Source organism: Pseudomonas putida (genome assembly GCF_030159595.1).
Taxonomy (GTDB): Bacteria; Pseudomonadota; Gammaproteobacteria; order Pseudomonadales; family Pseudomonadaceae; genus Aquipseudomonas; species Aquipseudomonas putida_AC.
This window is the reverse complement of record NZ_BSKJ01000004.1, coordinates 284489-297633: the sequence shown is the minus strand read 5'-3', so window position 1 is coordinate 297633 and position 13145 is coordinate 284489. Positions and strand designations below refer to the sequence as shown.

At 63.3% G+C, this 13145-nt stretch carries 10 protein-coding genes; 9 read left to right on the top strand and 1 reads right to left on the bottom strand.

Translation table 11 applies throughout. From position 1 onward, the window contains the following. Window positions 1-78: 78 nt before the first annotated feature. Window positions 79-951, top strand: coding sequence for a helix-turn-helix domain-containing protein (locus QQL85_RS11295; RefSeq protein WP_284353659.1), 873 nt, complete (start codon window positions 79-81; stop codon window positions 949-951). 74 nt (window positions 952-1025) lie between these two features. Here the strand turns inward: QQL85_RS11295 and QQL85_RS11290 are convergent, their stop codons facing one another. Then, entirely contained in the window at window positions 1026-1892 is an 867-nt protein-coding gene (locus QQL85_RS11290) for an RHS repeat-associated core domain-containing protein (RefSeq protein ID WP_284353660.1), read from the bottom strand. Between the two features lie 146 nt (window positions 1893-2038). On the opposite strand from QQL85_RS11290, the gene QQL85_RS11285 reads away from it, so the two are divergent. From QQL85_RS11285 to QQL85_RS11250, 8 genes are all read left to right on the top strand, one after another. After that, window positions 2039-4555 carry an excinuclease ABC subunit UvrA gene (locus QQL85_RS11285; protein WP_284353661.1) on the top strand — a complete coding sequence of 839 codons (2517 nt, stop codon included), beginning with the start codon at window positions 2039-2041 and terminating at the stop codon, window positions 4553-4555. 85 nt (window positions 4556-4640) lie between these two features. After that, window positions 4641-5147 carry a sigma-70 family RNA polymerase sigma factor gene (locus tag QQL85_RS11280; protein ID WP_284353662.1) on the top strand — a complete coding sequence of 169 codons (507 nt, stop codon included), beginning with the start codon at window positions 4641-4643 and terminating at the stop codon, window positions 5145-5147. Beyond that, a complete protein-coding gene (locus tag QQL85_RS11275; protein WP_284353663.1) occupies window positions 5147-6112 on the top strand; it encodes a FecR domain-containing protein in 966 nt (321 codons plus the stop codon). The genes QQL85_RS11280 and QQL85_RS11275 overlap by 1 nt, the downstream gene beginning before the upstream one ends. A gap of 101 nt (window positions 6113-6213) precedes the next feature. Then, window positions 6214-8631: a TonB-dependent receptor gene (locus QQL85_RS11270; protein WP_284353664.1), complete on the top strand. Its 2418-nt coding sequence runs from the start codon at window positions 6214-6216 to the stop codon at window positions 8629-8631. 483 nt (window positions 8632-9114) lie between these two features. Then, a complete protein-coding gene (locus QQL85_RS11265) occupies window positions 9115-10413 on the top strand; it encodes an MFS transporter (RefSeq protein ID WP_016715588.1) in 1299 nt (432 codons plus the stop codon). Between the two features lie 75 nt (window positions 10414-10488). Continuing rightward, complete coding sequence (locus QQL85_RS11260; RefSeq protein ID WP_284353665.1) at window positions 10489-11040, top strand: YbhB/YbcL family Raf kinase inhibitor-like protein; 552 nt, start codon at window positions 10489-10491, stop codon at window positions 11038-11040. Between the two features lie 555 nt (window positions 11041-11595). Next, a complete protein-coding gene (locus tag QQL85_RS11255; RefSeq protein ID WP_284353666.1) occupies window positions 11596-12657 on the top strand; it encodes a 3-deoxy-7-phosphoheptulonate synthase in 1062 nt (353 codons plus the stop codon). Window positions 12658-12736: 79 nt separating this feature from the next. Further along, the gene (locus QQL85_RS11250) at window positions 12737-13018 is read left to right on the top strand and encodes a peptidylprolyl isomerase (protein ID WP_284353667.1); all 282 of its coding nucleotides are present in this window, start codon (window positions 12737-12739) and stop codon (window positions 13016-13018) included. Window positions 13019-13145 lie beyond the last annotated feature (127 nt).

Below are 13145 nucleotides of genomic sequence, written 5' to 3'. Positions count from 1 at the left end.
AATTTTCCTGCTACGCCCTGATGCCCGTGTGCAGCTGTGGCACAGTAGCCAGGTACAGAACAGAACAATTACAACAAGATGAACAAGATCCCCAATTACGCCCTGTACGGTGAAACCGCGCAGCCGGTGTGGCACGAAGCCCTGCATGTGGAGCGAATTTCCAAGCGCTCAGGCGCACACAACTGGGAGATCGCCGCGCACCGTCACGAAGGCCTGCTGCAGATGCTGTACCTGCAAAGCGGTGGCGGCGAGGTGCTGTTCGACAGTGAGCGGTTGCAGGTCCAGGCGCCTTGCGTGGTGTATGTGCCGGCGCAGGTGGTGCACGGTTTCCATTGGGCGGGCCAGGTCGAGGGCCAGGTGATCACGGCGGCCCAGCACCCACTGGAGAGCATCGCCCAGGTGCTGGCACCCGGCCTGCTGGCGCATCTGCGCAAACCTCAGGTGATCGCCCTGCCGCACTGGGCAGGCGATGAGGACCCGTTGCTGCCACTGTGCCGAGCCCTGCACGAGGAATACCACAACCGCGCTCGCGAACATGTGGCCAGCAGCATGGCACTGTTACTGACGCTGTTGATCCAGGTGCTGCGTCATGAACCGCACGTCGCCCAGGGTGAGCAACGCCCTGTGTCAAGGCGCAGCCAGCAGCTGACCGCTTTTCGCGAGCGGGTGGACATGCACTACCGCTCGCACTTGCCGCTGGCGGACTACGCGGCCGAACTGGGCATGACCCTGGCTACGCTGGGGCGGCTGTGCCAGGAGCACCTGGGCATGACGCCGATGAGCGTGATCAATGCCCGTTTGGTGCTGGAGGCCAAGCGCATGCTTGGGCATTCAAGCCTGAGTGTGAAAGCAATCGCCCATGAGCTGGGGTTTGCCGATGTGGGGTATTTCAGCCGGTTCTTTCGCAAACATGCGGGGGTAAGCCCTAGCGGGTTTCGGGAAGGCCAGTAACACCCTGCAGCGCTTTGTGCTTGCCCGCGAAAAGACCAGTGCGTGCCTCCGCTCTGCCGGAAATGGATGCGGTTTCACGCCGGGGAAGCAAAAATCGGTTTGCCGTTCCTGATGTAATTTCCCGTTGGAACTCCAAGTCCATCAATTTGCAACACGATCGTTCTGTCGCGTGGTTCGAGGATAGCCGACTCGTTACCACGCAGCAGATTCCATCCGTAAGCCTCTTTTACAGCCTCCCACAAAAGCTTCGGCCGCGAAAAGTTGTGCTTCTTGGCCAGCGCATTAGTTTGCTGGACTTTACGAAACGCCCTTGTTGCCTTGCCCACGGTGGCCGTCACAGCGCCGAGCCCCGTAAACCCGTTAAGTAGGTTCTCCTTGAAAGGACCCAACGTCGTCAACGATTCCATGAACAAATCCGGCACGTTGTACCCGGCCATAGCACCCGTCGTTCCGACGTTAATCAATGCCTCGTTCCCTCGACATCTTTTTCCATTCATCGGCGGCACACGCCGCCCTTTCATCTTCTGGATCGATCGGTGGAGAATTCTTTTAGCTGCCGCATCCACCGATGTCACCGTATCCGCTCCCCACGCGGTAGCCCATAGTACTTTGCCTACTACAGAAACCGGCGAATGCCCATCCGGGTCTATCTGATTCACGGGGTCTCCCGCGCAATAGGCATAGGCATTGAACCCTCCACGGCCAAATGGGCTGAAACTATCCGGGCTGTGAAACCGCATCAACTGGGTGTTGTACATGCGCGCACCATTGCCCAAGAAATAGCAATCACCCTTCAACGCGCTGACGTATCCGGCAAAACCCAACACACTGTCGGCCTGTCGCCTGCCAAAGCCGTAAGGCGAATACACGCGCTCAGCCCGCTCTGTATTCCTGTGAGTCAAGTCGCGGCGCCGTGTAGTGCCGGGTAACGAATGGTGCATTTTTACCTCCGAATTATCATTATTTCGCGAGGCCACTTTATTCGCCGACCCAAAGCGCAAAAACTCTCAGGTCTCATTAAAGGAACCATTACCCCACGCGTATTGATACCTTAACGTCAATGCCACAAACGATTAAGGATCGCCGCATGCATCAACGCCCTGCCTCGCTAACGGGTTTTGTTCGCGTCCGTGGAGCCCGCGAGCACAACCTGAAGAACATCGATGTCGATATCCCGCGTGATGCCTTGGTGGTATTCACTGGCGTGTCCGGTTCGGGCAAATCCTCGCTGGCTTTTTCCACGCTTTATGCCGAAGCCCAGCGCCGCTATTTCGAATCAGTGGCGCCCTATGCCCGGCGCCTGATCGAGCAGGTTGGCGTGCCAGATGTGGATGCCATCGAAGGCCTGCCACCCGCCGTGGCCCTGCAACAACAACGCGGTACGCCAAGTGCCCGTTCCTCGGTGGGCAGCGTGACCACCTTGTCCAGCTCGATCCGCATGCTCTACTCGCGGGCCGGCCACTACCCGGCCGGGCAAGCGATGCTATACGCCGAAGACTTTTCGCCAAACACGCCCCAGGGCGCGTGCCCGGAGTGCCATGGCATGGGCCGGGTCTTCGAGGTGACCGAAGCGACCATGGTCCCCGACCCGTCGCTGACCATTCGCGAACGCGCGGTGGCGGCGTGGCCGATGGCCTGGCAGGGGCAGAACCAGCGCGACATTCTGGTAACACTGGGCTATGACGTCGATATCCCCTGGCGCGACTTGCCCCAGGCGCAACGCGACTGGATCCTGTTCACCGAAGAAACACCCACCGCGCCGGTCTATGCCGGCCTGACGCCCGCGCAGACCCGCGCCGCACTCAAGCGCAAGCAGGAGCCTAGCTACCAAGGCACGTTCATGGGGGCCCGGCGTTATGTGCTGCATACCTTCATGCACTCGCAGAGCGCACAGATGCGCAAGCGCGTGGCCCAGTACATGCGCCCCAGCCCCTGCCCGCTGTGCCAGGGCAAGCGCCTGAAGCGCGAGGCGCTGGGCGTGACGTTCGCCGGCCTGGATATCGCCGAACTGTCGCACCTGTCGCTGCAGGCGCTGGCCGAGGTATTCCGCAACGTGGCGGCAGCTGACTATCTGACGCAACCGCAAGACGACCTGACCCTGGAAAAGCGCCTGGCGGCACAACGCATCGCCAACGAGCTGCTCGAACGCATCGATACCCTGCTCGACCTTGGCCTCGGCTACCTGGCCCTGGAACGCAGCACCCCCACCTTGTCCTCGGGTGAGCTGCAACGCTTGCGCCTGGCCACCCAGCTCAACTCACAGCTGTTCGGTGTGATCTATGTGCTCGACGAGCCCTCGGCCGGTTTGCACCCGGCCGACAGCGAAGCGTTGTTCGAAGCCCTGCAGCGCCTGAAGCACGCGGGCAACTCGGTGTATGTGGTGGAGCACGACCTGGACACCATGCGCCGCGCCGACTGGCTGGTGGATGTCGGGCCGGCTGCTGGCGAGCATGGCGGCACCATCCTCTACAGCGGGCCGCCCGCAGGCCTGGCCGAGGTCGAGCAATCATGCACCCGCGCCTACCTGTTCGATGCCCAGTCCCGGGCCGCACATGCGCCACGCCAGGCCCGAGACTGGCTCACGCTTGAAGGCATTACCCGCAACAACCTCGACAACCTCAGCGCCGCCTTCCCGCTGGGCTGCTTTACCGCCGTTACGGGTATTTCCGGCTCGGGCAAGTCCAGCCTGGTCAGCCAGGCCCTGCTGGAGCTGATAGGGACGCACCTGGGCCATGCAGCGCAACGCAGCGAGACCGAAGAACAGAGCCTGGAGGACGAACCTGAGCAGACCGGCAGCGGGCATGTGAGCGCCGGTCTGGATAGCATCAAGCGCCTGGTGCAGGTCGACCAGAAGCCGATCGGTCGCACGCCCCGCTCCAACCTGGCCACCTACACCGGCTTGTTCGACCATGTGCGCAAGCTGTTCGCTGCCACCGAGCAGGCCAAGGCGCTGGGCTTCGACGCCGGGCGTTTTTCCTTCAACGTTGCCAAGGGCCGCTGCGCCAATTGCGAGGGCGAGGGCTTCGTCAGCGTCGAGTTGTTGTTCATGCCCAGCGTCTATGCCCCTTGCCCGACCTGCCATGGCGCCCGCTACAACCCTGAAACCCTGGCGGTGAGCTGGCAAGGCATGAACATTGCGCAAGTGCTGCAACTGACCGTTGACCAAGCCCTGGCGGTTTTCGCCGAACAGCCTCCAGCGCGGCGATGCCTGCAAGTGTTGCAGGACATCGGCCTGGGCTACCTGCGCCTGGGCCAACCGGCTACCGAACTGTCCGGTGGTGAAGCGCAACGGATCAAGCTGGCGACCGAGCTGCAACGCATGGCCCGCGGGGCAACGCTGTATGTGCTGGACGAGCCCACCAACGGCTTGCACCCGCAAGACATCGACCGGTTGCTGGTGCAACTGAACCGCCTGGTTGAAAGCGGGCACAGCGTGGTGGTGGTCGAACATGACATGCGCGTGGTGGCGCAAAGCGACTGGGTGATCGATATCGGGCCGGGTGCCGGCGATGCCGGGGGCAAGGTGGTGGTCAGTGGCACGCCACAGGTGGTGGCTGAATGTGCCGAAAGCCGCACAGCGGCGTTTTTGGCCAAGGCCTTGTAAAAGCGCGCATTGCCAGGTTCCAGGCAGAGGCTTAGAATGCGATCAATTCTTAATTGCCCCCCTCTCCCGGAACCTCGCGCCTGCCATGCCGCCCGCCGACCCTACTCTCAACCTGCAGGTCCAGACGCTGTACACCGAGCACCATGGCTGGCTGCAGGGTTGGCTAGGGCGCAAACTGGGAAATGCCTGCGATGCCGCCGACCTGGCGCATGACACGTTCGTGCGCCTGCTGAGCCGCCAGGGCAGCAGCTATTTTGGCAGTGAACCCCGGGCGTTGCTCACCCACATTGCCAAGGGCCTGGTGGTCGACCGCTGGCGCCGCCAGGATGTCGAGCGCGCGTATCTGGAGGCCATCGCCCACTTGCCGCAAACCGAAGTGCCCTCACCGGAAACACGCTGGCTGATCCTCGAAACCCTGCACCGCGTCGATGCCATGCTGCGCGACATGCCAGCCCGGGTGCGCCAGGTGTTCCTGCTGTCGCAGCTGGACGGGCTGACCTACGCAGAAATCGCCGAACAACTGCAGGTGTCGCTGATTACCATCAAGCGCGATATGCGCACCGCTTTTCTCGCCTGCCTGAGCATCGACTGATGGTGCCACGCATCGACCCGCTGATTCTCGGTGAGGCCGCCGACTGGCTGGTGCAGTTGCAGTCGGGCACTGCCACCGAAGACGACCACCGAGCGGTGCAGGCCTGGTGCCAGCGCAGCGCCCAGCACGCCCAGGCCTGGCAGCGGGCCGAGGCCATTCTGGGCGACTTCCGCCGCCTGCCCACGCCGGTGACCGGCGAAACCTTGCGCCGGCTCAGCCGCAACGGTGCGGTCAGCCGCCGCCAGGCCTTGCATCGCCTGGGGTTGTGGCTGCTGGCCGCACCCGCAGCCTGGCTGGCCTGGCGCGAAACGCCGTGGCAGCAATGGGCTGCCGATGCACATACAGCGGTGGGTGAGCAACGCACGTTGACGCTGGCCGACGGCAGCCAGGTGCTGCTGAACACCGACACAGCCATTGATATCACCTTCGACGCCCGACAACGCCGCATCGATCTGCTGGCAGGCGAAATTCTGCTCACCAGCGCCAAGGACCCTGCCACCCCGGCGCGGCCGCTGTTAGTGCGCACCTTGCAGGGGCAGGCGACTGCGCTGGGCACACGCTTCAGCGTGCGCATCGATGGCGCACTGACCCGGGTAGCCGTGCTTGAAGGCGTAGTCGATACCCACCCCCTGCACGCCACCGGCGGCCTGCTGCTCAAGGCAGGCGAGCGCAGCGCTTTCGATGCCGAGCGCGTACTGCCTGCCTCACCGCTGGAGCCCGGCGACCTGGCCTGGGAGCACGGCATGCTGCTGGCGCGCGACATGCGCCTGGCCGATTTGCTGCAGGAGCTGGGCCGCTACCGACCTGGTGTGCTGCGCTGCCACCCGGCGGTGCGCCATTTGAAGGTATCTGGCGCCTTCCCGCTGACAGACACCGATGCCAGCCTTCAGCTGCTGAGCGACACCCTGCCAATTACCCTCCAAGGCCTGTCGCGCTATTGGGTGACCGTGGAGCCGCTAAGCTGACGCGATCCCGGCAGGACCGTGAATGTTTCAGTGATACCTTTTCCTGCGTCGTCCGGTGATGAGTGCAGAACCTTCATCTTCTGCACCCACAGGACCCTCGCATGACGCCCTGCCAGCCGTACCGCTTGCCTTTCAAGGCCCTGAGTCTCGCCATTGCCATCGCCACCACAGCCCCTGTGGCAATGGCAACCGACGCCACCCCGCGCACCTATCATCTGTCCGCCGGCCCGCTGGCCGATGTACTGGCGCGCTTCGCCGTCAGCGCCGGGGTGCCGTTGTCGTTCGACCCGGCTTTGCTCAAGGGCGTGCAAAGCCAAGGCCTCGAAGGCAGCTACAGCATCCCGGAAGGCTTCGCCCGTCTGCTGGTCGGCAGTGGCTACAGCCTGATAACCACCGACAGCGGCGGCTACACCTTGGCGCCGACGGTCGACTTGGGCAATGCACTGGAACTGGGCGCGACCACCATCAACAGCGACCTGGCCGCCAGCAGCGATACCTGGCAAGGCGGCCAGGTGGCGCGTAGCGCGAAGTTGGGCGTGCTCGGCGACCAGGCAATCAGCGACGTGCCGTTCAGCGTCACCAGCTACACCGCCAAGACCATCGCCGACCAGCAAGCCCGCACCCTGGGTGATGTGTTGCTCAATGACGCGGCGGTGCGCCAGTCGGCGGGTTTCGGCAATTTCTCGCAAGTGTTCACCATACGCGGCTTGCCGCTGAACACCGACGACATCAGCTACAACGGTCTGTACGGCGTGCTGCCACGGCAGATCGTGACCACCGAGGCGCTCGAACGGGTCGAGGTGTTCAAAGGGTCCAGTGCCTTCCTCAACGGGGTCGCGCCACAAGGCAGCGGCATTGGGGGGGCCATCAACCTGGTACCCAAGCGCGCCGAAGATACCCCGACGCGCCATGTCACACTCGACTACGCCACTGGCGACAACAGCGGTGGCCACCTGGACCTGGGCAATCGCTTTGGTGAAGACAACCGCTTCGGCGCACGCATCAACCTGGCCCAACATGACGGCGGCACGGGCGTCGACGACGAAGCCCAGCATTCCACCCTGGTTGCCGTGGCCCTGGACTACCAAGGCGAACGCCTGCGCCTGTCCACCGACCTGGGTTACCAGAAAGAGCGCATCAACCAGGGCCGCGCGGTGATCTACCCCACCGGCAGCAAAGTACCCCACGCCCCATCGGCGCGTGACAACTACTCGCAGGACTGGAGCTGGTCACAACTCGAAGATACCTACGGCATGGTCAACGCCGAGTACGACCTGAACGACAACTGGATGCTGTACGCCGGTGCTGGCGCCAAGCACACCCGCGAAAATGGCGAGTATTCCTCGCTGTACGTCAGCGACGCCAACGGCACCGCGCGCGGTGGCTTTCTCTATTCCCCCCACGACGAGGACAACAAGAGCGCCGTCGCCGGGCTCAATGGCCGCTTTGCCACCGGCCCGGTCAGCCACCGAGTCAACTTTGGCCTGTCGGGTATGTGGGGTGAGCAACGTTCCGCTTATGAGGCGCTGGCTGCGGCCAAGCGCTACGACAGCAACCTGTACAACCTGGTGAAGGTACCGCGCCCGACCGATACCTACTTCGGCAGCGACCTGCATGACCCGCGCATTGTCGGTAAAAACCGCAACAAAAGTGTCGCGGTGTCCGACACACTGGGTTTTCTTGATGACCGTGTGCTGCTGACCGTGGGTGTACGGCGGCAATCGATCAGCGTCGACAGCTGGGTGACCGGTACCGGTGCGCGCAACACGCCTTACGACGCGTCCATCACCACCCCGGTGTATGGCCTGGTGATCAAGCCCTGGGAGCATGTGTCGTTCTATGCCAACCGCATCGAGGGGTTGGCCCAGGGCCCGACCGCGCCTTCCAGCGTCACCAACGCCAACGAAGTGTTCCCGCCCAAGCGCAGCAAGCAGGTCGAGGCCGGGGTGAAGCTGGACTGGAACAGCTTTGGCGCCACCTTGGGTGTATACCGTATCGAACAGCCCAACAGCGTCACCTACCGCGCACCCGGGGCGCAGCAGGACACCTTCAGCATGGACGGCGAACAGGTCAACAAGGGTGTAGAACTGAACCTGTTCGGTGAACCGGTGGACGGCCTGCGGCTGTTGACCGGTGCAGTGTTCATGCACACCGAACAGAAGAACACCGCCTATGGCAGCAACGACGGCAACCGGGCTGCCGGTGTACCACGCTTCCAGTACAACCTGGGTGCCGACTGGGGCGTGCCAGGCCTTGAAGGTGCTGCGCTGAGCGCCAGGGTACTGCGCACGGGTGGCCAGTATGTAAACGCGGCTAACAGCCTGAGCATCCCGGCCTGGACCCGGGTGGACCTGGGCGGGCGCTATCGCTTCAAGGTCGATGACAAGCAGGTGACGTTGCGCGCCAATGTGGAGAACGTGGCGAACACAGCGTATTGGGCGTCGGCGTCGACTTCCAACAACTACCTGACCCAAGGTACCCCACGCGTTTTGCGCTTGTCGGCCAGCGTTGATTTCTGAGTCTTGAAGCCAGTGGACTACCTGCAGACAACGGCCTGTGCTCATGACACACCGTTTAAAGAAACCCGGGCGATGGTGCTGACCCGTCAAGGTTGGCAGTTGCAAGATAAGGAATGGATTGCCAGGGCTGCGTTGCAGCCACGGCTTGTCTGTCACAGACATATTCATGTCGCCCGCAGACTGCGGCGTCTCGTCGCACGCCAATGCCCCTTGGGCAAAACCGCGCAAGCCCGTAGAATCGCGCCTCCTTTTCGCCCGTCGCCTTGAACGGTGGCAACCGGCAGCAATGACAGAGTCCGTGCCTGAACACATGAACGCACATGTGAAATAGGCTCAACCCTCCCCGCACGGCCCATTTCCCAAAGGGCCCAGCGGTTGAGTCTTGCCCAGGTCGCATCCGTGTAGCCACTCGTCCCTTGTCGGGTCGAGCCGGTGTGCGCGTCCGAGAAGGCGCTCATTCCGCTCATCCAACTAGAGGTACATATGTCTCCGCGTTTGCTGGCCATGGCGCTGGCGCCCCTGCTCGGGCTGTTCATCATTGCCCTGGGCAACGGCTTCATGTCTTCGCTGACCACCCTGCGCCTGGGCGCTGCCGGTGAATCAGCCACCACCATCGGTATTGTCTCGTCGACCTACTTCATCGGCCTGACCCTGGGTGCCATCTTCAACGACCGGTTGATCCTGCGAATCGGCCATATCCGCGCCTACACCAGCTTCGCCTCGCTGATCGCCGCGACTATCCTGCTGCAAGGGTTGTTCTACGACGTCACTTGGTGGTCTGTGCTGCGCCTGATCAACGGCTGGGCAGCGGTCGGCGTGTTCCTGGTGATCGAAAGCTGGCTGCTGCTGGCCGGCGACGCCAAGATCCGCGGCCGCCTGCTGGCGCTGTACATGATCGCCTTCTACGGCGCCGGGGTAATCGCCCAGGCAGGCCTTGGCGAAATCACCCAGCTTGGCGACACCGCCCCCTTCATGCTGGCTGGCGTGCTTGCAGCCCTGTCAGTGCTGCCCATCGTGATTCTTCCACGCGTATCGCCGCTGCTGGACCAGGTCGAACCGCTCAAGCCCCGCCAACTGCTGGGTGTGGCACCGTCGGGCCTGGTGGGCTGCTTTGGTTCGGGCGTGGCCATTGCCGGGATCTATTCCCTGCTGCCGCTGTACCTGCAGCGCATCGGCCTGGAGGTGGGCGAGGTCGGCAACATGATGGCGTGGGTGATCCTCGGCGCCATGCTGCTGCAATACCCGGTCGGGCGCTGGTCCGACCGCAAGGACCGCCAGGATGTGCTGATCGCCCTGGCCGCGCTGTGCGTGGTGCTGTCGCTGGTCACGGTGTTCCTGCCGTCGGACTCGTTCCTGCTGCCGGCCATGCTGTTCCTGCTGGGTGGTGGTGTGTTCACCCTGTACCCGGTGGCGGTCAGCCATGCGGCCGACCGGGCGCCGTCCGATGCACTGGTACCGATGATTCAAGGCCTGCTGCTGATCAACTCGCTGGGCTCGGCCATGGCGCCGGTCGCCATGTCGCCGATGATGACCGAGTTTGGCGAGGCCGGCCTGTTCTGGGCCTTTGCCGTGGTCAACCTGGGCATGGTGTGCTTCTTCATGTGGCGTCGCGGTAAACGCCCGGCGGCGGAGCACCCGGCACCGTTCACGGCTTCGACCACCTTCTCGCCAACCGGCGCCGAGCTGCGGGTGACCGAAGACCTGATGCATGCTGCGCAGGAGCATCCGCCGCTGGAGCCGGTAGAAAACCCGGCGCCAGCACAGCGATCGGAATCTCATTGATCCCAGGGGCCGCTTTGCGGCCCCATTTGTTTGGCCTGGGCTACACTGCGCCGCAAAGCCCGCCAAGGATTCGCCATGAACCTCAAACCCTGGCTGCTCGCCGCCCTGCTGCCCTGCACGGCCTTGGCCAACAGCAGCAATCAAGGCGCACTGTCGATCAGTTCCTCATCATTTACCGATGGCGGCGTGATCGCCCTGCAGCAGGTCGGCCCGGACCCGGCCTGCGGCGCCGGTGAAGAGCGCACCCCGCAACTGAGCTGGGACAACCTGCCCATCGGTACCCGGTCGCTGGCACTCATCATGTTCGACCCGGACGGCGGCAAGGGTATCGGCGTGGTGCACTGGGTCGCCTACAACATCGACCCGGAGCAGGACGGGCTCAAGGAAGGCACGGCGGGTGTCAGCGGGCAGTACCTGACCGTAGGGCGCAACTCGCGGGGCACCCTCAGCTATCGGGGCCCCTGCCCGCCCGCCGGCGACAACCCGCATCACTACGCACTGACCGTGATCGCCACCGACCTACCCTTGGGCACCCTGCCCGAGGGCTTGGACCGCAGCGGCCTTTTGCAGTTGCTGCAAGGCCACGCGTTGGGGGCGCAGACGCTGGTGGGGCGTTACGGCCATTGAACCAACCAGTACAAAAACAAATGATCAACCCCATAGCATTTATCCATTGAATGGCCCGACCAAACTGAAGTAAGCTCGGGCTCATTCACTGGAGAGCAACATGCCGAAACACACCTGCAACCACGCCAACCACACCGGCCGCACCCTGCGCCCAGTGCTGGCCGTTGCCGGCTGCGTGGCACCTGCCAGCTATTACTTTGGGTATTGGTTTAGCCACTAGGCGCCGATACCCACACGGCGCCCACCTTCGAGGGGCCGCCGAACATGAGAATACTCAAACCCCCGGTCGGCTCCCCGACCGGGGGTTTTGCTTTTCAGGCCTTTGAACAACACCGATTCACATTGAGGACAGATTCATGAACTACGCCACTTATTACTACGCAAACACCTATGCCTGGCGATTTAGCCAATTCCGTTCGGGCCAGCCTGCCGCCTCCGACCGGTCTTCCACAGGTGGCAATACAGCAGCCAATACGCATTCAACGATTTGTCGAACACCTCGATAGGGCCGACCACGCGGGCTTGAACCCGCCGTCCGCCCAGGGAAAAAACGCCATGCAAGCCTCCAACCTCGCACTGCCCCTGACCCAGCCGCAAGCAGCCAACACCACCGTCAGCAAGCGCCTGCCCAGCCCGCACCTGCTCAAGCAGCAAATGCCGCTGTCCAGCGAACTTACCCAGCAAGTCCATGCCCACCGTCAGGCCATCCGTGACATCCTCGAAGGCCGTGATCCGCGCCTGCTGGTCATCGTCGGCCCCTGCTCGATCCACGACCCCCGCTCGGCCCTGGAATACGCCGACCGCCTGGCCGCCCTCAGCCGCGAAGTCGAAGACAAGCTGCTGCTGGTGATGCGCGCCTACGTCGAAAAACCGCGTACTACCGTGGGCTGGAAAGGCCTGGCCTACGACCCACACCTTGATGGCAGCGACGACATGCACTCGGGCATCGCCTTGTCGCGTGGGCTGATGCTGAGCATGATCGAACGTGGCCTGCCGGTTGCCACCGAGCTGCTGCAACCGATGGCCGCCGGCTACTTCGACGACCTGCTGGCCTGGGCCGCGATTGGCGCACGCACCACAGAATCGCAAATACACCGGGAAATGGTCAGTGGCCTGGAGCTGCCAGTCGGTTTCAAGAACGGCACCGACGGCGGTATCGCCATCGCCAGCGACGCCATGCGCAGCGCCGCCCACCCGCACCGCCACTTCGGCATGGATGCACAGGGCCACCCGGCGATCATCGAAACCCTGGGCAACCCAGACACACACCTGGTCCTGCGCGGTGGCCACAAGGGCCCCAACTACGATGCCAACAGCATCGCCATGGCCCGCCAGGCACTGGCCAAGGTTGGCGTGCAGGCGCGGATCATGGTCGATTGCAGCCATGCCAACAGCGGCAAAGACCCGGCGCGCCAGCCAGCGGTGTTCAACGATGTGCTGGAGCAACGCCTGACCGGCGACCGCTCGATCGTTGGCGTGATGATCGAGGGGCACCTGTTCGATGGCTGCCAGGCGCTGGGCAAGGGGGCACTGAAGTACGGCGTGTCGATCACCGACGGCTGCCTGGGCTGGGCCTCGACCGAAACCCTGTTGCGCGAAGCGGCACAAAAACTGTAAGCCGAAGGTTGCAAGCCTGGCGAGACATACCCCAAGCAAGTGCGCTAGGCTTGCCTTTTTACCCCAAGGAGCAGTATCCATGGCCCGTGCAACCGCCCGCCACATCCTGGTCGCCAGCATCGACAAGTGCAACGAACTCAAAGCCCAGATCGAAGCAGGCGCCGACTTCGCTGAAATCGCCAAAGCCAACTCCACCTGCCCGTCCAGCCGCCAGGGCGGTGACCTGGGCTCGTTCGGCCCAGGCCAGATGGTCAAGGAATTCGACACCGTGGTGTTCAGCGCCCCGGTCAACACCGTGCAAGGCCCGGTGAAAACCCAGTTCGGCTACCACCTGCTGGAAGTGACCAGCCGCCAGGATTGATTCATCCTTCCCGGTGATGAGCCCCCCTGTGGGAGCGGGTTTACCCGCGAAGAGGCCAGATCAGACAACATCGTTGCCTGCTCCGACGCATTCGCAGCTAAACCCGCTCCCACAAGTATTGTGGGGG